The 21991-nt window shown below is 39.2% G+C and carries 21 protein-coding genes; 1 reads left to right on the top strand and 20 read right to left on the bottom strand.

Going from position 1 to position 21991, the window contains the following annotated elements; all coding sequences use genetic code 11:
• Positions 1 to 89: 89 nt before the first annotated feature.
• The 20 genes from ZX61_RS08260 to ZX61_RS08165 all read right to left on the bottom strand — a co-directional run bounded on the left by ZX61_RS08260 (position 90) and on the right by ZX61_RS08165 (position 20570).
• Positions 90 to 1151, bottom strand: coding sequence for a hypothetical protein (locus tag ZX61_RS08260; RefSeq protein WP_049844201.1), 1062 nt, complete (start codon positions 1149 to 1151; stop codon positions 90 to 92).
• On the bottom strand, positions 1148 to 2203 hold the full coding sequence (locus ZX61_RS08255) for a glycosyltransferase (RefSeq protein ID WP_049844200.1): 1056 nt from the start codon (positions 2201 to 2203) through the stop codon (positions 1148 to 1150). The genes ZX61_RS08260 and ZX61_RS08255 overlap by 4 nt, the downstream gene beginning before the upstream one ends.
• Positions 2200 to 3477 (bottom strand): hypothetical protein, encoded by a 1278-nt coding sequence (locus ZX61_RS08250; protein ID WP_049844199.1) that lies wholly within the window; start codon positions 3475 to 3477, stop codon positions 2200 to 2202. Before ZX61_RS08250 ends, ZX61_RS08255 begins: the two co-directional genes overlap by 4 nt.
• Positions 3461 to 4525, bottom strand: coding sequence for a Gfo/Idh/MocA family protein (locus ZX61_RS08245; protein WP_082173435.1), 1065 nt, complete (start codon positions 4523 to 4525; stop codon positions 3461 to 3463). Before ZX61_RS08245 ends, ZX61_RS08250 begins: the two co-directional genes overlap by 17 nt.
• A complete protein-coding gene (locus ZX61_RS08240) occupies positions 4516 to 5517 on the bottom strand; it encodes a zinc-dependent alcohol dehydrogenase (protein ID WP_049844197.1) in 1002 nt (333 codons plus the stop codon). The genes ZX61_RS08245 and ZX61_RS08240 overlap by 10 nt, the downstream gene beginning before the upstream one ends.
• A 91-nt stretch (positions 5518 to 5608) precedes the next feature.
• Positions 5609 to 6784: an N-acetyl sugar amidotransferase gene (locus tag ZX61_RS08235; protein ID WP_049844196.1), complete on the bottom strand. Its 1176-nt coding sequence runs from the start codon at positions 6782 to 6784 to the stop codon at positions 5609 to 5611.
• Positions 6765 to 7382 carry a HisA/HisF-related TIM barrel protein gene (locus tag ZX61_RS08230; RefSeq protein ID WP_235431312.1) on the bottom strand — a complete coding sequence of 206 codons (618 nt, stop codon included), beginning with the start codon at positions 7380 to 7382 and terminating at the stop codon, positions 6765 to 6767. Before ZX61_RS08230 ends, ZX61_RS08235 begins: the two co-directional genes overlap by 20 nt.
• A 107-nt stretch (positions 7383 to 7489) precedes the next feature.
• On the bottom strand, positions 7490 to 8110 hold the full coding sequence (gene hisH / locus ZX61_RS08225; protein WP_049844194.1) for an imidazole glycerol phosphate synthase subunit HisH: 621 nt from the start codon (positions 8108 to 8110) through the stop codon (positions 7490 to 7492).
• Complete coding sequence (locus ZX61_RS08220) at positions 8100 to 9239, bottom strand: N-acetyl sugar amidotransferase (RefSeq protein WP_049844303.1); 1140 nt, start codon at positions 9237 to 9239, stop codon at positions 8100 to 8102. The genes hisH and ZX61_RS08220 overlap by 11 nt, the downstream gene beginning before the upstream one ends.
• 7 nt (positions 9240 to 9246) lie before the next feature.
• Complete coding sequence (gene pseI, locus ZX61_RS08215; RefSeq protein ID WP_049844193.1) at positions 9247 to 10296, bottom strand: pseudaminic acid synthase; 1050 nt, start codon at positions 10294 to 10296, stop codon at positions 9247 to 9249.
• A 10-nt stretch (positions 10297 to 10306) separates the two neighbouring features.
• Positions 10307 to 11803, bottom strand: a complete 1497-nt coding sequence (pseG, locus tag ZX61_RS08210; protein WP_049844302.1) for a UDP-2,4-diacetamido-2,4,6-trideoxy-beta-L-altropyranose hydrolase — start codon at positions 11801 to 11803, stop codon at positions 10307 to 10309.
• A 5-nt stretch (positions 11804 to 11808) separates the two neighbouring features.
• A complete protein-coding gene (pseF, locus tag ZX61_RS08205; RefSeq protein WP_049844192.1) occupies positions 11809 to 12498 on the bottom strand; it encodes a pseudaminic acid cytidylyltransferase in 690 nt (229 codons plus the stop codon).
• The gene (gene pseC, locus ZX61_RS08200; protein ID WP_200904228.1) at positions 12495 to 13670 is read right to left on the bottom strand and encodes a UDP-4-amino-4,6-dideoxy-N-acetyl-beta-L-altrosamine transaminase; all 1176 of its coding nucleotides are present in this window, start codon (positions 13668 to 13670) and stop codon (positions 12495 to 12497) included. The genes pseF and pseC overlap by 4 nt, the downstream gene beginning before the upstream one ends.
• A gap of 2 nt (positions 13671 to 13672) precedes the next feature.
• A complete protein-coding gene (pseB, locus tag ZX61_RS08195; RefSeq protein ID WP_049844191.1) occupies positions 13673 to 14686 on the bottom strand; it encodes a UDP-N-acetylglucosamine 4,6-dehydratase (inverting) in 1014 nt (337 codons plus the stop codon).
• A 54-nt stretch (positions 14687 to 14740) separates the two neighbouring features.
• Entirely contained in the window at positions 14741 to 14926 is a 186-nt protein-coding gene (locus ZX61_RS24535) for an acyltransferase (protein WP_235431318.1), read from the bottom strand.
• A 283-nt stretch (positions 14927 to 15209) separates the two neighbouring features.
• Entirely contained in the window at positions 15210 to 16520 is a 1311-nt protein-coding gene (locus tag ZX61_RS08185; RefSeq protein WP_049844189.1) for an oligosaccharide flippase family protein, read from the bottom strand.
• On the bottom strand, positions 16517 to 17593 hold the full coding sequence (locus tag ZX61_RS08180; RefSeq protein WP_049844188.1) for a DegT/DnrJ/EryC1/StrS family aminotransferase: 1077 nt from the start codon (positions 17591 to 17593) through the stop codon (positions 16517 to 16519). Before ZX61_RS08180 ends, ZX61_RS08185 begins: the two co-directional genes overlap by 4 nt.
• Positions 17594 to 17601: 8 nt before the next feature.
• A complete protein-coding gene (locus ZX61_RS08175) occupies positions 17602 to 18183 on the bottom strand; it encodes an acyltransferase (protein WP_049844187.1) in 582 nt (193 codons plus the stop codon).
• A gap of 52 nt (positions 18184 to 18235) precedes the next feature.
• A complete protein-coding gene (tviB, locus tag ZX61_RS08170) occupies positions 18236 to 19510 on the bottom strand; it encodes a Vi polysaccharide biosynthesis UDP-N-acetylglucosamine C-6 dehydrogenase TviB (protein WP_049844186.1) in 1275 nt (424 codons plus the stop codon).
• Between the two features lie 19 nt (positions 19511 to 19529).
• Positions 19530 to 20570 carry a Gfo/Idh/MocA family protein gene (locus tag ZX61_RS08165; protein WP_049844185.1) on the bottom strand — a complete coding sequence of 347 codons (1041 nt, stop codon included), beginning with the start codon at positions 20568 to 20570 and terminating at the stop codon, positions 19530 to 19532.
• Between the two features lie 407 nt (positions 20571 to 20977).
• Between ZX61_RS08165 and rfaD the strand changes: the two genes are divergently transcribed.
• The gene (gene rfaD / locus ZX61_RS08160; RefSeq protein ID WP_049844184.1) at positions 20978 to 21919 is read left to right on the top strand and encodes an ADP-glyceromanno-heptose 6-epimerase; all 942 of its coding nucleotides are present in this window, start codon (positions 20978 to 20980) and stop codon (positions 21917 to 21919) included.
• Positions 21920 to 21991 lie beyond the last annotated feature (72 nt).

Genomic DNA, 21991 nt, shown 5'->3' with positions numbered 1-21991 from the left:
TATTACCTCATCTGTTTTTTTTACCGGTTGGTGTGATCCTGAAGGCCATCAATTCTAACACGGCGAAGATTTCCAATCGAATTTCTAAGCTACTTCGATAGCATGGTGCTGTTTTTACTTATTTTGGACTCACTGTTTCTTAAAATGATATAGGTCATAAAAAATGGCAGGCAAAAAATATAGTAACGCCAATGAACAATATCTGAGAACATTAGCGGAAAAGGGCTGAAAACTCCCATAACCAGGAACCTAAACTCGTAACTTTTGTAGTGATGAGTAGATATAAAAGCCCAAGACATTAGAGCTATACTATATATTGACAATAGCAAGTCTCTTAAGTTTGCTTGGTAATCACCAAACAACCCTTCCATATAGGCGCTCCACATTCTCATGACAATTAGAAATAAGTACTTAGGAAGGTAAAGTAAAAAATAAAGCCCTTTACGTATACCACTTCCAAAAAGCTGGGCTAACGCCCCTGAACCTGCTAGTAGGTCCTCTGCTGTACCAAATTTCCCCGAGGACAGCACCAAAGGGCAGATAATACTGATGGTAATCATTGACAGAAACAAACGCTTATAGCTAACATAAGGCAAACCTCTTGGAAATACCGCAATTACATATATATAAAAAACCAACATATAAGAACGAGACATCAACATTACTAATACGGAAAGAAATAATAGTTTTTTACTTCCACTAATATAATAAGACAAAAATAGTAACGTTCCCGATATCAAAAACATTTCTTTGTTAATTGCAACAAAACCAAAAAACAAAGCCGGCATCATTACTATAATCAAAAAAGTAGAACTGGTTTTTAAATTCAACTTTCTTCCGTAAATACCCAACGAAATAAAAAAAACCGTGTTGGCAAAAAAAACAACCGGAGCCACTTTGCCATCAAATAACATTAGCAAAGCAACTGGCATACCGACAGTAATTAAACGTAGTAATTCAAACAGGCTCAATTCAAGGTTTGAGAAATTCTCATAAAGTCTATAATATTCACTACCATCACTAGAAAACCAATAGGAAAAATCATTTTGATGCCAAACTTGTATATAATCATCAAATAAAAAAACAACCAAAGAAGTAACCAAATAGAATATAAACAAGGTAATTTCATTAGATTTCACTCGTACCATCATTCCATCACTCGTTTATAGTACTCAAGATATGAAGGGGAATTGAACTTTACTTTCGCTTGTTCAGATATGTCTTTTTTTATCCCTGTCGACATTTTCTCAATAGAAACCGCATTAAATACCTCAACTAAATTGCTTAAGTCTTCGTTTAGATAATGCAGACCTACAACTTGTCCAAACTCTTGAGTATCTCCGGAGTTCAAAACAATAACTTGACTCCCGGAGAGTAATGACTCAACAACTACTCTTGACGGGTAATTAGTTGTGGTTTGCAGCGAAAAGACGACTCCTGACTCAGATAAAATTTCCTGAGGAGAAGCAAACCCATTATACGTAACCTCTACTCCTCTATTAGATAGGTCGCTGACTTTATTCTCTACCCGCTGTTTCAGTGTACCTTCCCCATAAATTCGGAACTTTGGAAGAGGTTGCACTAAGTCAAGCTCTGCACTCTTCAGCAATTCAACTATCTTGATATAGGTGTCAATACCTTTTCCATGCTCAAGCCGAGAAATAATTGCAACATCATTTTTCTTGCCATCGGTATTAAAGTCAGCAGCATCCACAAATGACCCACCAGGAGTAAGCGAAAATTTTTTGTCACTTTTTTTTAGTTCATCATAAACTGCTGGACTTAGGACATCGACTTTGCTAGCAAATACTCCCGCTATCCTCTGAAAACTAAGTCCTATTGATTTAAGAGATATCTTTGGTTTTGCATAGCAGTAGCAATATGATATTGAAAACTTCCTAATTGGAAAATAATGTAAAAAAAATGGGGGGTTAAGTGGATAGTGAAAAGTATCGTCCTTCGATGATTTACTCACAACACCAAAGTAAAATTGAAAACAGAACATAACATAAGACCATCGAGCTAGTTCAATGCTAATGATCTTATCGTTTAATTTATAGTTATTGTCTAGTTTTTGTAATAATGAACTTGGTGCAACAAGGTAAATATCTTCTTTATTTTTGTTCATACTTTTGAAAATATCAAAAAACCTGCGTTCTGCTCCACCAATCGATGGAGAAGCAATAACTAAGTACTTACTCATAATTCACATATACCTAAATAGAATGAGTCTAGTTTTTCCCGGCTACATGTATGGAGTTGGCAGCTCAGCCTATCGGTTTTACTTACCCACTTTTCGATATAATCGTATCGTAGCTTACCATACTCTATTAATTGACTATTTTCTGATTGTAGCTCACGGAAAAGACCATAGTTGACTCCCCCTTGTTCCAATGTCGGACAAAGAAGCAATGTTGGTACGCCTAGCTCTGCAGCCTCACCAGTACAGCAACTAGACATCGTGATATGAAGATCTACTTTTTTCAACATAATACTTAAAGGGGAAGAGGAAGCATATTCAAACTCTACATTTTCATAAGTATCACTGAGCTGCTGTATCAACTGTCGATGTCTCTTATACCAAGGACGTATCATTTGGATCGGATGCAATCTAATGAAAAACATCCAGTCAATATTGTTCTTAATTAAAGACAACAAGGAATCGTGAATTACGCCATTGTCTAAAATATTACTCAGTGGCTCCCGCTCACCGTCATAGCCCCATTGGAGCGAAACAAGAACTCTCTTCTCAAAATCATTCCTCACACTATGGTAGTTAATAGACACAATTTCTTCACAATAACTGTGCCATGGATTTATAGAGTTGTGTGTTTTAATGCGTTTATCGGCTGTTAATACTTTCAATGTATCGGCGGTACAATCATCAAAAGCGACAATATCTGTAGGTAAAGTTTTTTCGATTCGATTAAACTTTTCTCTAAAGACCTCATCTGTAATCGAGTAATTGTTACCATGCATCAACTCAACCACTTTAACCCCGAGTTCTCTGGACGCACTACACAAACCATGTGGAGGGTCAATAGCAAAAACAATATCGATATTTAGGTTTTTTAGTATACGTTTATATATAAGACCTTCCAACTCCACTCTAATATCTAATGAAGTCTTTTTATTTAATTTTGAAAGTATCAACGCATATACTTTTATTAGCAGTATGAGGTAATTAAAAGATAAGCATCCTCTAGTTAGCTGGTGTTTTCTTAATACACCAAGAGGGCTACTTAGCTCATAATGGGAAATATCATTCTCCTTTAAAGCCACTTTCAGACCCATAAACAAAGGTGAGTGATAAACTTGATTCTGAATTAAAGCTCTATCTACATCATGACAACTAAGTAAAATACAATATTTGTCTTTATCATGTTTCTTTAGCAATACAGATAATGTATCTAGCCTCAGTAAAAAAACAAGAATTTGCTGAATCCTATTTTTAAGTGAACTAAGCAAAGTATTCACCACTACGCCCTGTCAGAACCAACTCTTCAGGTATATCTTTGAGTTCTATTTTAGATGAGTCATTTAGTTGAGACCAAACACATCCTAATATCAATAACATATTGTTATGAATATCAACATCGGATATGTAGTTCAAACACTTATTCTCTGTTAAAGAATTTGCCAAATCATCAATTGCTGTCACAGTTGCCCCTCGTTCCCCCATCGGATTGACAAAGGTCTGGTCGGTAAAATACTCAGAGCTTTTACTAGGGCGACGCATAATTTGTAAATTTGCACCATCACCATGAACAATAATAACACCGTACTCAAACATTAATGTAATTATGTTTCCGCCACACTTGCTGATTTTACCGAGCACACCATTTTCATATTCAATTTCTACGCTAACTATTTTAGGGTCGGCATCTACGACTTTTTCTTCGAAATTGACCGCATCACCTTCAATTTGAAGTATCGCCTTCAAAGCTGTAGGTTGGCCTCCAAAAAAATTAAGTAGATCAAAAGTATGTGGGTGAGTCCACATTAGAGGTGAAAAGCCAAAGTCTGCTCGTACTTCGACTAATTCACCTAACTCTCTCGATTGTGTGATTTCTTTAGCTTTCAGGTAAGTAGCGTGGAACCTACGGTTAACGCCGTATGAAAGGAGAACGTTGTTTTTTTGGGCTGCAAACAAGATCCTGTTGCATTCTTTTAAACTATTACACAACGGCTTCTCGACATAAATACCTTTAACACCAGCATCAATAGCTTGTATCAGTATATCTGCTTTAGTTGGAGTGCGAGTTGCACATGTAAGTATGTCAATATCGTTCTTTAGCAAATCGGAATAGTCGGTGTATATCTTCTCAACGCCGTATTCGTTTTTTACATAATTTAAAGATGATTGACTTACATCTGCAACACCTATTACGTTAGCCTGTGGGGATTCGATAACAGACTCCATATGAGACACAGGAAGCCAGCCAGGAGGTAAAACTCCTTGTAATCTATTGGAGCGCAAAGCTCCCATCCGCCCACAACCTACAATTCCAACTTTTAAAGCCATTTTAGTATTCCCGTTAACGAGTTAGTCTTACGCTCGGTCAAAAGCTCATAGAGTTTATCAAGTTCATCATATGAAACAACTAACTGCTTTAATGCATTCGTAGACAACTTCTTTTCTAAGATAAGTGAGGCTAGGTAACTCATGTTGCGCTTCAATGTAAATCTTACATCCTGCATATCTATATCCGATTCACACACATAACCAGCATAATGTAGTGAAAGCTGCTTATCATACATCAATCGAGAATCTAAAGGATTAAAGCTTGGTAGGTTTTCGCCGCGACCGGGGAAACCCAACAACACACACGTTCCACCAGTTCGAAGTAATTCAAGTCCATTGACATAATCTTCCCATGAGTCGGAAGTATTGATGACGATATCAAACGAAGCCTTATCAGCACATGAAAGAACGTCCTTCTTGTCCAAAACATCGACTCCACCGTCAACGAACTGTTCATTAACCAGCTCGGCTTTGCCTGTTACTATTGTTGGTCTAGCACCAAACGACTTTAGTAGTGCTGACGTTGTAAATCCCAGTGCTCCACAGCCAATTACTGCAACCTTATGCCCTGGAAAATACTCTGCTTTTTTCAAAGCACTATATCCAAGGTGATACAAGTAAGTAAGACAGATATCTTTTTGCTCAGCATCATCCAATTGAGAATATCGGACAAGAATTTCTGCCTTATTGACAACCACTACACTTCGATGTGATTGATGTGTAAGGATATAATCTCCAATCTGAATACCTTCTACATTTTCGCCAACCCATTTGACTCTAGCCACGTTACAGTAACCTTGTAATCGTGGATACTGTTTGCTCGGACGTAAGGGCGGCTTCCCTAACCAAGCAGCCTTCTCGGTACCAGGAGAAATAGCAGAATACACTGTATCAGCCACGATATTATCATCGTTGACTAGAATAGACTGTGATTCTAAAACTAAAGATTCTTTCTCAACTAATGTATAGACTTCTGATGCCACTTCTCTCATAAGCGAATATAAACCTTTCAATAAAATTATAAGTTATCAATAGAATATCGGAGGAACACCATGCATTCAGCCAAGTTATAACGCCCAGTATTTATATGTGTAGGCCTTTACCAAAAATCACGTGTTTCTCACTTTGTACTTGTCCATCATTTAACAACGATGCTAACCTGCTCGGGAGGGTAATCTCGTTTGATAAGGGCTCGCCAATTAGATGCAACATATTCTGTAGCCGATGCATTTTGTACCAATCTAAGCCGCTTTTTGTCACACCCAGCCATTTAAAAAAAGGCTCTATATCGGTTTTAGATTGAGTATAAAAATCTACTATAGCTTGACCTTCAGTCGTAAGAAGTCGTTTATGCCGTACCTCTCTTGCTACATGGTCAGTTACTTTCCTATACCCTTGCCTTTTATACTTCAAGAGATCGTGGAAATCATAATAAACAGAGCTTCCCGCTCGCTCATATACATCAAAAGAACTGGTATTTCGCTGAGGTATAAAGCCCATGTCCGTAACACTTTGATTTTGCTTTAACGGATCCCACTTATAGTAGTTACTAAGGTACAAACCTCTAACTTTTCTACGACCCAGATCTGTTGTATTTGGGTAGCGGTAATAATTCAAACACCTTTCATCTATTTGGGCTCCGTTCCCTATAGCTGTCTCTATTTCCTTGCCAAATAGATCATGCTCACGACGACTCCACCGACTCATTTCCGCGCAGTCAAAATGAGAGAATTTTCCAACTTGCTCAACAGCTTGATTCTGCCCCCAGATGATAAGCGGTATCTTTCTTTCGTAGGCCACATGAACTGGAAAAGATGTATGTAGCTGTAAAAATGGCAATAGAATATGATCAAATTTTCTTAAAGATGTGCGAACTAAATCTTTATATACACGCATATCGGGGTTGAACGTGAATGAATCAACGTCAAAATAAGTAATGAGTTGATGAAGATTTTTCCAGCCAATGTCATTCTTAAAGTAATCATTGACGCAAACCACTAAGGGGGCTAAACCTAGCTCTAACACTAGCGACAAAGTATAGAAATCTTCTGCATCCCCCACGACAGGAACAACACAGTCGTATTGACTATGCGCTTTTCTATAAGGTTTGATTACACCCTCTAATATTTCTCTCTTACTCTTCCAGTCGATAGAATTTTTTTCTTCATGAGTTTTACAACCAGAGCAGTTCGAACTAGAGATGACAATTCCAAAAGGGTGACTAGATGGATATAAGCACTTAGGACATTGTTGCTGCATTTCTATAACCTATTACAGACGTTTCTTTGTGAAGAACTTTATTATCAATTAGCACTGAAGCGACGTTTCGCTTCTTCGCTTCTTTAACTGTCTGATACCCAACCCCTCCACTTACAACTAGTTTTTCTGCAGCGAAGCCTAGCTCATCGACTAATACCCAATCAAACTCGTCATTTAAGCCTTCATGGTGAGTGTCTACGACAATAATTTCATTCGCATGCTGCTCGATAAAATCGAGGTCTATCTCATTTATAGGGATAAGATTTTCTTTGTCTGAACGGTAGACAAATACACCATCATCATTTTTAACCATAGGTAACAGACACTGTATGGCTTGTTTACCAAAAAGTTGAGTTGCCATTCCAATCAACTGCTTGTTTTTATCCAAAAAAGAGGAAGAAAACACTAAGCGTTCGACAGGTATTCCCTTTAACAACATCAAGTCTTCAACCGAGCGAATCCCTCCTCCAAAACTAATAGGAGTCATTGTTTTGACAGACTTAAGGTGCTCTACATCTGATTTATAGTTACAATTATTGAGCCTGACAGGACGAATAATCGCAATCTCATCACATTGGTATTCTTCTAAAGAGTCCAAGACCCTTTGTAAGTCGCCTAGCGGCCTCTTTGCTTCCCAGTTATAGGACTGGAGGCAAAACTGTTCGTAAAATAGTACTACTGACCCAATTCGCATAAATTCTGTGCCTATATAATCATTGATATTAATTCAGCACCTGTTCGTTGACTTTTTTCAGGATGGAATTGGATACCAATAATGTTATCTTTCACCAAAAAGCCACTGTACTGTTCTAGCTGTTTAGAGACAGGTACCGTAAACGCTTCTTTATCATCATTAACAAAACCATATTCATGATTATAAAAAACACGACCATTCAAAATGCGCTTCCTGCTGTAGTTCATCTTGTTGTTTAAGCTCTGCCCTAACAACTTAGTTCTGTTAAAGTTAATGGCCTCCCAACTATTGTGAGACATATTATGCGGCAACCGTTCGACGCGGCCAGAAATGATGCCGAGACCTTTGACTCCCCCGTCTTCCTCTGACCAATTCGACATAATTTGAAAACCCAAACAAATGCCTAACAGGCGACCTCCTTTATCTAGATGCTCTAAGATGGCTTGATCAAACCTACCATCCTTCAAACGCTTCATGTATGACCCCGCAGACCCTACTCCTGGTAAAATAAGTAAGTCACTATTTATTCCATTAGGCTCGTTTACGACTTGAGAACCAATATTGGAGTTTTCGAGCCAGAACTGAATAGAGCTAACATTGCCACTACCTATATCTAAGATATTAACCTTCATAATTGCTTCCTACCTTAAACTTTCTGATAGGACGCCTACCTTCTTTGATATCAAATATATCGCCGTTAACCCATTGATTCGCAATATTCCAGAATTCAGTCTCTGAGATACCAACATACCTAGCAAAATTATTGATAATTCTATCTGAACAAACACCGTCGTATTGTTCTGCAATTTTAATAGCTTCTTCTCGGCTAAGTTTGCCCGAACGTATTTTTTCGTTAACGGCATCGGTCGCCCGACCAAAACCAAACTTGTAATATTTAAGCATCATATTGATGTTGGTAAATTCCTCATCAAGCATTGAAGCGTTTGATAGATCACCAGTTTCTAGCTCTTCTCCTGGACGCAAGGTTAACCCTTGCAGAGATGCGTATATAGAGTTGTCATCATTGCTCCAGTCATCCCACGCAGGACCTAAGTAGAAAATATTGATCTTTCTCTTTTCGAATTCTATTTCATTCGGATAAAAATAATGCTCACCTAAGTAAGAATGAGGAACTGCCTCTTTTATCCATTCAGTTCCACCTGCTGTCAAAGTGTTGAGTTTTCTAAGATTATTACCGTCAAACTCATCAAACCCTTCCACAGCAGAATCTCCAACTTGTAACGCAGGGTTCTCACCCCAAAAGATCGTATTTACACCAAGTTCAATTGCTAGACGAGGTACTGTTGAGAACAAAGACATTTCAGTCGATTTACATACATTACCAAATTGTTGAAATGACTCCAGTGCCAACTTAGCTGCTGTCTGAGGAGCTGGTGTCGCTGCGATGACGTCAAACCCCATTTCGATAAGGTTTGTTAAGTTTTGAGCTCCAATATCTGACATTTGTTTTGGCGGGTAAGCGCAGCAAACCAGCAAAGGCCTTAAGCCTAAACGATCACGTACCCAATGAGCTTGGCGTGTACTATCTTTACCACCACTAACACCAACTATGCAGTCGTATGCATCCTTATTACGCTGCTTTCTTCTACTAGCCTTGATTTTTTCCCGTAAGATCTTGAGCTTTATTTGAGCATTGCTTCGAAGGTCTTCCGTAGAATAATGGCACGCAATGCATACACCATCATTGAATAAAGCATTTGGTCTCAGGTCAGTTGTCAAACATTTTTTGCAATATTTCATCGCCACATTATTTCTCTAAATGATCAAAAGAAAGAGCAGTCCCCCTAGAAAGATCTATCTTTACTCGTTTACCAAGTACTTCTTCATAGTACTTAGGTTCTAAGCCGTAACCAGGGCGTATACTTCTAATATTTTTTTTACTTAACACTTCCCCTTTTTTTACATCTTCTACGATATAGAGGGAGCGACGAAACTTAGCATTTCCTTTCTCTGCTTCTGTTCGTTCATAGCTTACTCTTCCCAAGGACTTCCAAGCCGTTGAAGCATCTTTACACAACGCGTAGAGTTCAGGCGGTTCAATTGAAAAGCTGTCATCAGCACCACCACCATTTCTATCCAAGGTTACGTGTTTCTCAATAACACTAGCACCTAAAACCACAGATGCTACTGCTGTTGCATTGTCGACTGTATGATCAGACAAACCCGAAATAACACCAAATCTACCGCTTATATCATTGATAGTCCGCAAGTTGTATTGCTCTGCTGGGGCAGGGTAGCCACTGACACAATGTAAAACTACCAACTCAGTACAGCCATTCTGTTTTGCCGTTTTAATCGCTTCAGCGATTTCCTCTTCATTAGCCATACCCGTAGAAATAATCATCGGCTTTCCGGTTTGAGCTACTCGCTTAATCAACGGCAAATCGATTATTTCAAAAGAAGCTATCTTATAGGCTGGTGCATCCAATTGCTCTAGAAGATCTACGGCTGTGAAGTCAAATGGGGAACTAAAAATTGTTATACCTAACTCTTTGGCTTTCTTGAAAAGCGGTTCATGCCATTCCCAAGGCATATGAGCTTCTTCATATAATTTGTAGAGCGTCTTACCATCCCACAACCCACCATGTATTTGGAATTCCTCACTATCGCAATCAATTGTTATAGTTTCATGCGTATATGTCTGCAACTTAATCGCATCTGCACCCGCCTTTTTTGCTTCTTCCATAATTTGAAAAGCACGGTTGATATCACCATTGTGATTGGCTGAAAGCTCCGCAATTATGTAAGGTGGATATTCTGGACCGATTTTTCGACCGTCAATTGTAATATATGTCATGCTATGTCTCTTAACTTGCGTAGCGAATGTAACTTCTTGAGTCTATTTGTATAAACTTCGCTTTTTTAAATAACCGATGAGAAGCCGTATTTTCTTCCAATACTGTGGCATGGAGGGTCATATCAGAGTGCAACTCACTTACTATGTTCAATGCAGCTAAAGCAATTCCTCGACCATAATGTTCAGGTGAAACATAAATTGAAACCAAATAATTATCAGGCTCAGTTAAATCTAGCCTTAAGACACCCAATTTATCTCCTGAACCGCTATCGAAGATGATGTAAAAATAGTCACATTTGCTTTCTAATTTTTGACTCATCCATCTATAATGTGAATCCCACGACGGTACTTCAGTATTCAATGCAAACTTGCGAGTGCTAGGATGACTCTGCCAGTCATATACTGTTTTGATGTCGTTCTGCGTTGCTTTTCTAAGGCTCAAGTCTATTGATGTTTTTGGCTTAAAATTCTTATGTATTTCAAATGTAACTCTTTGCACACCCAATCCATCACACAACTTGAGATTATTGGCATGGTACTGTGACCATCGAGATACAAGTTCATAATATTGATTTAAGAGTAAGTTGCCAATTTCATCTAGGGATACAGTCAATACCGAATTACACTTTAAAAGCTGCTCACAGACTGTCTTTTGGTTGTCTGCAAGTGGAATGAGGATACTTGGTAAACCTAAGCAAGCCCTTTCCCAACTAGTTGTTCCAGGAGCCCCTATGGCTATATCGTGTTCAAGCATCAAACGAGCCATATCGCTCTCGAACTCTTTATGCTCTATATTTTCATGTAGAGCACACCAATCCCTTACGACTTGAAAGTGAGGTGATCTAGGTCCAAGTAAAACTGTAAAATTAGCATCAACCTGTCCGACCAAAGCTTGAAGCGACTGCAAAGTCGCATTCTGCTGATCCACCCCCCCCATCGAGACGAGTATTTTGGGCTTTTTATCATTAAATACTTTACTTACTGCTTGAGCTCTAAGCTTCGAAAACTTTGGCGCAACCATAGCATAGTCGATACCAGAAAGGACTTTCCCCCTGCCACTGTACTCTTCAGGTGTCCTTCCAAGAGTTTGATCTATAATCAAATCTGCATGATGTTCTCGAACAAGATCATCGATAGCAACCAAGAAGCAATTCAACTGGTTAATAACTTGCTTGTGCCAACTCTTACCAATTGCGTAATGATCTACAACTACAATTTCTGCCGAGCCTACAAGATGAGCAAACTCAATAGCGTCATCTTTCTCTGACTGAAGCAACCAAGTCGAATAATTTAATTCATCAACATTTGCCAAGTCAGAACTAGCAGAAAGCGTAAGAACCTCATAGCCTCTATTCTCTATGTAAGGGATCATATCTCCCTCCTGAGGAATACAAGCAAAAGAAACGGCGTAGTTCTGTTCTCTCAACGCGTCGGCAACGACAAGACACCTCATAATATGTCCTGTACCAATCATTGTCGATGCATCCGCTCGAAATATGACTTTCATACTATTCATGCTTCGATCAAGGAGTACAGTAGCTCAGCAAACTCCCAATCATCCTTAGTATCAATATCCTGAACCCTAGCGCGGGGTAACAACACAACTTTAGAGTGGGAAGAAAAAAAGGAATCACGATTAAGAAAAGCACTCTTTCTCCCCCAGTAGAACTGCCCCGCATCGTGATAAGCGTTCTCTAAGTCTTGTGAACGAGTCTTCTCATATTCGCTAGAAAACATGCTTACCTCCCCATCACTTGAAAGCTTAATTGCCCTCTGTATTGGAAAAGGAAACTCAGTTGCGCTGAAGACATATTTACAATGTGGTTCACTTTCGAGCTTCTCTAGCCCTTTTTGTAGATCCTTTGGCTGAACGAATGGAGCAGTAGCGTATAGACAACACACTGCGTCGATAGCCCACCCTTCTGTTTCACACCACTTAACTGCATGATTAATAACATCTATAGTCGTTGCGTAGTCATCTGATATGCTTGCTGGACGAATAAAAGGGATGTCAGCACCATACTGACGAGCAACTTGGGCTATTTCTTGATCATCAGTAGAAACAATCACTTTATCGAAACACCCTGATTGCAACGCAGCCTGTATTGAGTAAGCAATCATTGGTTTACCATGAAAAAGCTTTATATTCTTTCGTGGTATACGTTTACTACCTCCCCGTGCAGGAATAATTGCTACTCTCATTCTTCCTCCAAAATCTCGGACAAAGCTCGAACTACTTCATCTTGCTGTTGTTCTGTCATCAAGTGGAACATAGGCAAGGAAATCGCTTCGCGGTAGTATTTTTCAGATTCAGGGAAATCTCCCCATTGAAAGCCCATTTTTTGGTAGTAAGGCTGAGTGTGGACTGGTATATAGTGCAAGTTAACTCCTATACCTTTACTTCTCAACCTATCAAATACCTCACAATGAGTAAGGGAAATTTCATCTAGCTTTAGGCGAATAACGTAAAGATGCAATCCAGAGTAGGAGTCAACACTTTGATAAGGTAGCACAATTGGCAAAGCTTCAAGTAAATGGTTATAGCGCTCAGCCAAGCGATGTCTTTCGCCAACAAACGGCTTTAACCTCAGGATCTGTGAAACGCCCAATGCGGCTTGAAGCTCTGTCATTCGATAGTTAAAACCCAAATCGACTTGCTCATAATACCACCCACCATGGCTTTCATTCTCCATTTGCTCCTGATCTCGGGTGATCCCGTGACTGCGAAGTAATCGCATTTTTTCAGCTAGGTACTTGTCATTAGTCGTCGCAGCGCCACCTTCAGCTGTTGTAATGATTTTCACTGGGTGAAAACTAAATACTGTGATATCTGAGAACTTGCAGTTTCCAATAGGCTGGTCTTGATAAGCTCCTCCAATCGCATGTGAAGCATCCTCAATAACTTTGAAGCCATACTCCTTAGCTAACTTACGAATCGCTTGCATGTCACATGGTTGGCCACATAAATGAACTGGAACAACGACTTTTGGCAACTTATTTTTAGCTCGAGCTTGAATGAGCTTTTCTTCGAGCTTTAAAGGGCACATGTTGTAGGTGATTGGGTCGATGTCAACGAAATCTACCTCTGCTCCACAGTATAAGCCACAGTTGGCAGATGCAACAAAGGTTGTTGGCGAGGTCCACAAATAGTCACCTGGCCCCAAGCCAAGAGCAAGGCAAGCAATGTGAAGCGCAGACGTTGCACTGTTTACAGCTATAGCATGCTCTGCTTTTGTATGGGTAACGAGTAAACCTTCAAACTCTGGAACTTTCGGTCCTTGTGTCAGAAAATCAGACTGTAATACGTCAATTACACTATCTATATCTTGCTGTGTAATTTCTTGCTTTCCGTATGGAATCACACTCACACTCACACTCACACTGAAAAATTAGGATCAACATGTTCTAAAATCAATTCTCGCAAACCTTCGACCGTTTCCCAGTCGGTGTTTGTACCCGAATTATACTTGAACCCAAAAGGAACTTTCTCCGCTTTATGGTGAGCCATATACTCATCTTCTGAATAGATCAGCGATACAGAAGGAAGAATTGCATAATACTTACCTAAATCAATTGTGTTTAAAGAGTCAGTATCAGTGATCATTTCCTCGTGCAGCTTTTCCCCTGGACGAATGCCAACAACTTTAGTTTCACACTCTGGTGCAACGGCTTTGGCTATGTCTAAAATCTTGTAGGAAGGGATTTTAGGCACGAATATTTCACCACCTAAATGGTTTTCAAGCGCGTACATCACCATATTTACACCATCTTGCAAAGATATATTAAATCTAGTCATATCTTTGTGAGTAATAGGCAATACACCTTCTTGTTTCTTACTTAAGAAAAACGGGATAACAGAGCCCCGGGATCCCATAACATTGCCGTAACGTACAACACTAAAACGAATATCCTTCGAACCTCTGATATTATTAGCCGCAGTAAAGAGCTTGTCAGATGCCAGTTTGGTCGCACCATACAAATTTATAGGTGCACAAGCTTTATCCGTCGAAAGTGCTACAACATCGCGCACACCGCACTGTAACGCAGCATTGATTACATTTTCAGCACCGGTAACATTAGTACGAATACATTCAGTTGGATTGTACTCAGCCGTGTCAACTTGCTTAATTGCAGCTGCATGAATGATAACGTCTACATTTTCACATGCCTGAATCATTCTCTGCTGATCACGGACATCGCCAATAAAAAAACGTAATTGAGGATATTGATTTGCAGGATATTGCTGACGTATTTCAAACTGTTTAAGCTCATCTCGAGAATAGATGATTATTTTTCGTACATCAGAATAACGTTCAAGGATCGTTTTAATAAACTGTTTGCCGAACGAACCTGTGCCACCTGTGATCAGTACATTTTTATTGTTTAACATTTTACTACCTTAAATCTCAATAAAAACAAAACATTATAGACATAAGCACCTAAGCTAAATTGTCTTCTTCCGAATGAATTTTGCAGGTACGCCCGCCCATATTTCATTCTCTGGTATATTCTTAGTAACAACCGAGTTAGCCCCTACTACCGAGTTGTTACCTACTTCTATCCCTGGATTGATAAAGACATTAGCCCCAATCCAACAGTAACTACCTATACTGACATCTGCAGTCTTCATATTCACTTGTTTACTGAAATCAGTATTGGCTATGTTTGACTGAGTATAGATTCTTACATTATGCGATATTTGGCAATGGGAGCCTATATTGACATTTGCACCTTTCACTGCCTGAACAGTTGAAAAGTCCCCAATATAAGAGTGCTCACCCACATTTATGTTTCCATCACCATAAAATAGTATATGTACCCCATTGAATTTAAAAGTTTTCGGTAGTAGATATTTATCTCTATATGAGTAGTAAATACAATACCAGTAATAGTACGAAAATTTTAAAAAAACCTTACTGATGATCAATGCTAATATTTTCACCACGTAATTCTCTTATAAATAAAACAACTGAAGTTTGGACACTATGCCAAGGTAGTCTTATCACCTTCGGCGACAAAATCAAAGCTAATAAAAACATAAAGCTATTGCTTATGGCAAAAGAAACTGCACCTCCTAGCAAGCCATAGTCTTTTACTAAAAAATAAGTGAGAACAGCTGAGAATATACCAGAAGACACGCTGACTAAAGATAACCAGCCCGTTCTTTGAGAGAAAAAATAAAACCCGGCTACCGCATAATACATTCCGGTAAATGCGTTGCCTATCAGGAACCAAATTATAAACTGCATTGTAGAGTGATACTCTTCACCTATCAGGTACTCGAATACTAAGTTTAGAGTCAAATAGGCTGGTATTACTATTATCGTAAACATCAAAAACACCACATACGTTGCTCCGACTACTATCTGGCTACTTTGTTTGTCTTCGCGACTCAACAGTTTATAAATCCATGGTCCATACGCCTTAACAAAGGCATCAGCGATAATAGCCATCCCCATTGCTAGCTGCAATCCAACGGTATATATACCAACTGCATGATCACCTAGAAGGGTAGCAATGATTATTCTGTCTACCATAACTAGCACTATTGCAGATATCGCATGAGGAATTAGAGGTATACCAAATTTGAGTATATCTTTAACAAAGCACAACTTAATGCTAAATCCAATATCGCTATTCTTAAAAAGAAAAAACACTGAAATAACTGAAAATATAACGGAAGCAATAAATATTCCAGAAACTCGACCTTCCCATGAGTTGTTATAGTAATAGAGAATACATAAAGACAAAATAATATTTGTCAATGTATAAGAAATCTGAAATATACCATACTTAACCGCTTTCTGCCTAACTTGGAGAAGAACTAACCGGATATTAATAACAAAAGTGAGCATGGAAGCAAGCAAGGCTATTAATATCCACTCTTTCGATAGAAGTATATACTTTGATACCAGATCACCTAAAAGCAATACAACAAAAGATATTAGTATGAAGCTAGATATTAGGACTAGAAATGCGGAAGTAACATACTCTGAAAGCTCTTTGTGAGAAAGTTTAAAGTACTTTACGCTGACAGCACCATTCACACTTAAGCCGACAAATGCACCCAAAATGGTAACTGTCATAGTAAACATAGTTACCATACCATAACCTTCAGGGTCTAATATTCTGGTAAGAATAGGTAGCAGAAGAAAAGGAATAGCAGCATTAAGTATATTGGAAAACAAATAAATAAAGCTATTTCCTACCAGCCCACGCTTCATTTTTGACGATCCATATACCCATGCATTGGTATACTAAAAACTTCACCCGACAATTTTTCTGCAACAGGAAAGTCGCCTTTTTTATAACCCAAGTATGCAAACGCCGTTTGCTCATGCATACATGTCCTGTAGTAGACCATTGTCGGAATACCTCGCTCCGAGAAACTCTGCATTGAACTCACACGGTCGTTGCTACGCAAAGTATACTGAGCCCAGGAGCTAACATAACCTTCAGGTACAACTGGAGTGAGGTACAAATTGGAATATTCAGATTTATAGCGTTCAGCTAACGAGTTTCTCGCAACCATTTCAATAGGGAACTCTGATAACTTTTCAAGCAGTATTGCAGCTTGAATTGTATCTAGACGACTATTCACACCGATGCGAACATTATCGTATTTGTCTTCTCCCTTGCCGTGGATTCGATAGGAACGAAGTAGACTCGCATACTCATCGCTGTTGGTAAAAATTGCACCACCATCTCCATAGCAGCCTAGCGGTTTTGCAGGAAAGAAGCTCGTAGTAGCAATATCCCCAAAAGATCCCGCCATTTGACCGTTAATTGAACCACCAAAGCCTTGAGCTGCATCTTCAATTAACTTCAAATCATATTTCGATGCAATTGCCTCAATTTCTGGATAGTTTGCAGGCAAACCAAATAAGTCTACAGAAATTATGGCCTTAGGAACCAGTTTTCCTTCGGAAATAGTTTTTTCAATTTGACTCACTAGTGACTGTGGACAAATATTAAAAGTTGTTTCATCTGAGTCAACAAATACAGGGGTTGCATTTGCAAAAGCGATAGTTTCAGCAGTAGCGAAAAAGGTAAAAGTGGGACAGAAAACAGCATCACCTTCTCGGATATTCAATGCCATCATAGATAGTGTTAATGCGTCTGTTCCATTAGCACATGTAATAGCATGCTTAACGCCAACAAACTCTGCCAACTTATCTTCTAACTCATAAACCTCTGGTCCCATGATGTATTGGCCATGGTTTAACACATCGCTTATGCGAGCGTCTATTTTTTGTTTTAAGTGCTTATATTGCGTTTCTAAATCTATGAATTGCATCTTATTAACTACTCTTCGACTATCTTAAGATCTGAGCCATCTAATCGATAAATAGCATCAGTATTTGGACACTTAACTTCTAAATCACCTTTTAATGGCAAATCAAGTTGTTCGCCAAAAATGCTCATCCAACCAATCTGTCTAGCAGGAACTCCGACCATCAAAGCAAAAGGTTTAACGTCTTTGTTTATTAGTGCACCAGCACCGATAAAAGCATACTCACCAATGGTTGTTCCACAAACAATCGTTGAGTTGGCACCTAACGTAGCACCTTTTTTCACTACAGTATTAAGATATTGGTCTTTTCGTTCAATTAGGGAGCGTGGATTATATACATTGGTGAAGACCATACTAGGGCCGCAAAAAACCCCCTCTTCTAAATGAACGTTATCGTACACTGAGACATTATTTTGTATTTTGCAGTGATTACCAATCGTCACTTTATTTCCTACAAAAACGTTCTGCCCGAGTGACACGCCTTTACCGATTTTCGCACCTGAGCATACATGCGCCCAATGCCAAACTCTGCATTTATCTCCAATTTCTGCCCCATCGTCGATAATTGCTGTTTCATGCTTGAAATAATTCATACTAACTCTTAGTGAAATAAGGGAACCTAAGACTCCCTTATTCCTAATGAACTTATAAACGAATATCCGCTTCAGATACGTCTAATACATGCTTAACATCATAGAGAACATGATTCGGCTTGCCGAGTTTTCGTAAAGCCTCTGCTCCGAGAGCTTTAGTTTCGCTATGATCTACAGCCAACACAATCGCATCATAAGCACCTTCTTGTAGTTCATCAATGAGTTCAATTGAATACTCATTGTGTACTTCTTCTTTTGACGCCCATTTATCGTAGACATCAACGGACATATTGAAATCTTTGAGCTCTTTTACAATATCAATAATTTTTGTATTGCGAACATCTGGGCAATCACCTTTGAAGGTGAATCCCATAATAAGTACTTTAGCTTCATCAATATGTATTTTTTTACTTGCCAACTTTTTAACAAGTTGTGTTGCCACGTACTCACCCATACCATCGTTGATACGACGCCCTGCTAGAATAACTTCTGGGCGATAGCCGACTTCTAAGGCTTTATGAGTAAGGTAATAAGGATCAACACTTATACAGTGCCCGCCCACAAGGCCAGGTTTAAATGGTAGGAAGTTCCATTTTGTCCCTGCAGCTTTCAACACTTCTTCTGTGTCAATATTTAGCTTGTTAAAAATTTTAGCAAACTCATTGATAATCGCGATGTTTAGATCTCGCTGAGTATTCTCTATCACTTTGGCGGCTTCTGCCACTTTAATTGAAGATGCTTTGTGAGTTCCGGCTTCCACAATAGACTTGTACACTTCATCAACGTAATCGGCTGCATCTTTAGTCGAACCTGATGTAATCTTAATAATGGATGTCAGTCGATTAACTTTGTCACCTGGATTGATACGCTCAGGGCTATAACCTACAAAAAAGTCTTTGTTGAAAATCAGGCCTGATAACTTCTCGATGATTGGCACACAGACTTCTTCTGTCGCACCCGGATAGACGGTAGATTCAAAAACAACAATGTCATTTTGGCTTACTACCTTGGAAAGCGCTTCTGAAGCCTTTTTAAGTGGTGTAAGATCTGGGTTATTTTCTTCAGTAATAGGAGTTGGCACAGTAACAATGTAGAAATTGCAATCAGCGATATCATCAAGCTTGGAAGTGTACCTTAGCCTAGTGGCTTGCTTTAGCTCCTCTGATGAACATTCTAGAGTTGAGTCTTCTCCCCCCTTTAGCTCATCCACGCGATTTTCATTAATATCAAATCCACATGTAGGGAACTTCTTTCCAAATTCCACGGCCAAAGGTAAACCCACATAACCCAGCCCAATAATTCCTATTTTTAATGATTCAAATGTCATTTTTACATCTCAAGATTATTTATAAATTCAGTGGCAAACCAACTTCTTTACCATCGCGGGCCGAGCGATAAGTGCTTATCAGCAGCTCCAAAGATTTTAGACCTTCTCGACCATCTGTTTCAGGCTTTGCTTTACCACGAAGAACATCAGCGACATTTTGGAAGTAAGGTGGATGCCCAAATCCGTAAACTGAAGTGGTTTGATAATTCGCTTCTTCAATTCCTGAATCATAGTCACGAGTATCTTCAAACTTCCACTCTTGAATCTCGTTCACAGCTACCCCACCAACACGCACGGTACCTTTTTCCCCTAGAATAGTAATAGAACCTTCAAGGTTGTTTGGATATGTACACATAGTAACCGCCATTGACCCTAATGCACCATTTCGCCACTTAATATTCACTACACCAGAATCTTCAACTTCAATATCTCGATGCGTTGAAGTCATTGCATGAATTTTCTCTACTGGTCCTATTAACCAATGCATCAAATCAACGTAGTGCGTGGCTTGGTTCATAAACGCTCCACCGTCCATATGCCAAGTCCCAGACCAATCCGCACGGTCATAATACTCTTGCGGCCGAGTCCAAAAGACATTTAAATGAACCATATGGATCTTTCCGAAGCGCTTTTCTTCAACAACTCGTTTTAGAAGCTGTAAAGTTGAATTTCTTCTGTTTTGTTTAACAACAAAAAGATGAACTCCAGCCTCTTCACAAGCCTTCACCATGGCGAGCCCATCTTCCCATTTCGTGGCCATAGGTTTCTCTGTAATCACATTAACCTTTTTTGTAGCGGCTTTAATTGTTTGAGAAGCGTGGAGACCACTAGGAGTACATAGCGTAACCAAATCAAGTTGTTCTTTTTGAAGTAATTCGTCGATAGAAAGGTATCCCGGAACATTATATTCATTTGCGTGCTCTTCAAGGACTTTCGGTTGATTGTCACATACAGCTACAAGCTCAAACTCATCCTGTAACTGCTCAATTGAGCCAAAATGATTCTTTGATATACGACCACAACCAACAACTGCGATTCGAATTTTCTTATTTTCTTCCATAGCGATATTAAGCCTTTTGTTCACGTCACAATAAAGATGAGGTAGACAATTACATCCTAAAACCAATTATCATCGCAACCGTTTGTTTAACAAATGTCAAATTAGAGTGTGAGTTTTCTATTCGTTTGGAGATGCGTTTGCATCTCGAACTACCTACTCATCATCAAACGAAAACACTTTATTACGAGTATTAATTGGCGGTGATAATACTAGAATCAAACAGAAGAATCGATACTCTGGAGTTCATTCGATATGATATTGATCATTGTTTCTAACATCTCAACATTAACGAGCGCATAGTTAGACTCTCTGTAGTGGTACAGAAAAACTTACTATGTATGAACCTTACTGCTAGAGAAATTTAGGTATGGTATAATCATGAAAGTTTCTATATTAAAGGTTTAACTATGATCATTGTAACTGGTGGTGCTGGCATGATCGGCAGCAACATCGTTAAAGCACTTAACGACAAAGGCATCAACGACATCCTTGTGGTTGATAACCTTAAGAATGGTAGAAAGTTTCAAAACTTAGTGGACTTAGATATCGCAGATTATATGGATCGTGATGATTTCCTAAGCCAAGTAATGGCTGGTGATGACTTTGGCCCTATCGAAGCTATATTCCATGAAGGCGCTTGCTCCGCGACCACAGAGTGGGATGGCAAATACGTTATGCTCAATAACTATGAATACTCGAAAGAACTACTTCATTATTGTCTAGAGCGGGAAATTCCTTTCCTTTATGCCTCCTCTGCAGCTACTTATGGTGAAACGGATACGTTTATCGAAGAGAAAGAGTATGAAGGTGCACTAAATGTCTACGGTTACTCAAAGCAACAGTTTGATAACTATGTACGTCGAATCTGGCAAGATGCCGAAGAGCATGGAGAAAAGCTGTCTCAAATAACCGGATTCCGCTACTTCAATGTTTATGGTCCTCGCGAGCAGCATAAAGGCTCTATGGCTTCAGTCGCATTCCACCTCAACAACCAGATGAATGCAGGTGAAAACCCAAAACTGTTTGAAGGTAGTGAAACTTTCCAACGTGACTTCGTCTATGTTGGTGATGTGGCAGCTGTTAATTTGTGGTTTATGGAAAGCGGCGCTTCAGGCATCTTCAACCTAGGTACAGGTAACGCAGAGTCATTCGAAGAAGTCGCCAAAGCAGTAATTAAATTTCATGGCAAAGGTGAGATTGAGACTATACCGTTCCCTGAACACTTAAAAGGTGCTTACCAAGAATTTACGCAAGCCGATCTAACCAAACTGCGCGCGGCAGGTTGCGAGCATGAGTTTAAATCTGTGGCGAAAGGCGTTGCTGAATATATGCAAACCATCAACTCTTAGAGCACTTAGGGGTGACATAGACGTCAACAAAACGATATGCTCACCCGCGTATCTGCAATCTGCTTAGCGTTT

The organism is Vibrio sp. VPAP30, from assembly GCF_001188205.1.
Taxonomy (GTDB): Bacteria; Pseudomonadota; Gammaproteobacteria; order Enterobacterales; family Vibrionaceae; genus Vibrio; species Vibrio bivalvicida.
This window is presented reverse-complemented; position numbering and strand designations above follow the sequence as displayed.

Coding starts and splice junctions, on each gene's coding strand:
- pseG (WP_049844302.1), bottom strand. CDS start 11,803: ATGAAAGTCATATTTCGAGCGGATGCATCGACAATGATTGGTACAGGA.
- ZX61_RS08165 (WP_049844185.1), bottom strand. CDS start 20,570: ATGGAAGAAAATAAGAAAATTCGAATCGCAGTTGTTGGTTGTGGTCGT.
- ZX61_RS08245 (WP_082173435.1), bottom strand. CDS start 4,525: ATGGCTTTAAAAGTTGGAATTGTAGGTTGTGGGCGGATGGGAGCTTTG.
- tviB (WP_049844186.1), bottom strand. CDS start 19,510: ATGACATTTGAATCATTAAAAATAGGAATTATTGGGCTGGGTTATGTG.
- ZX61_RS08175 (WP_049844187.1), bottom strand. CDS start 18,183: ATGAATTATTTCAAGCATGAAACAGCAATTATCGACGATGGGGCAGAA.
- pseF (WP_049844192.1), bottom strand. CDS start 12,498: ATGAGAGTAGCAATTATTCCTGCACGGGGAGGTAGTAAACGTATACCA.
- ZX61_RS08240 (WP_049844197.1), bottom strand. CDS start 5,517: ATGAGAGAAGTGGCATCAGAAGTCTATACATTAGTTGAGAAAGAATCT.
- ZX61_RS24535 (WP_235431318.1), bottom strand. CDS start 14,926: ATGAAGACTGCAGATGTCAGTATAGGTAGTTACTGTTGGATTGGGGCT.
- ZX61_RS08260 (WP_049844201.1), bottom strand. CDS start 1,151: ATGATGGTACGAGTGAAATCTAATGAAATTACCTTGTTTATATTCTAT.
- ZX61_RS08220 (WP_049844303.1), bottom strand. CDS start 9,239: ATGAAATATTGCAAAAAATGTTTGACAACTGACCTGAGACCAAATGCT.
- rfaD (WP_049844184.1), top strand. CDS start 20,978: ATGATCATTGTAACTGGTGGTGCTGGCATGATCGGCAGCAACATCGTT.
- hisH (WP_049844194.1), bottom strand. CDS start 8,110: ATGAAGGTTAATATCTTAGATATAGGTAGTGGCAATGTTAGCTCTATT.
- ZX61_RS08180 (WP_049844188.1), bottom strand. CDS start 17,593: ATGCAATTCATAGATTTAGAAACGCAATATAAGCACTTAAAACAAAAA.
- ZX61_RS08235 (WP_049844196.1), bottom strand. CDS start 6,784: ATGCAGCAACAATGTCCTAAGTGCTTATATCCATCTAGTCACCCTTTT.
- pseB (WP_049844191.1), bottom strand. CDS start 14,686: ATGTTAAACAATAAAAATGTACTGATCACAGGTGGCACAGGTTCGTTC.
- ZX61_RS08255 (WP_049844200.1), bottom strand. CDS start 2,203: ATGAGTAAGTACTTAGTTATTGCTTCTCCATCGATTGGTGGAGCAGAA.
- ZX61_RS08185 (WP_049844189.1), bottom strand. CDS start 16,520: ATGAAGCGTGGGCTGGTAGGAAATAGCTTTATTTATTTGTTTTCCAAT.
- pseI (WP_049844193.1), bottom strand. CDS start 10,296: ATGACATATATTACAATTGACGGTCGAAAAATCGGTCCAGAATATCCA.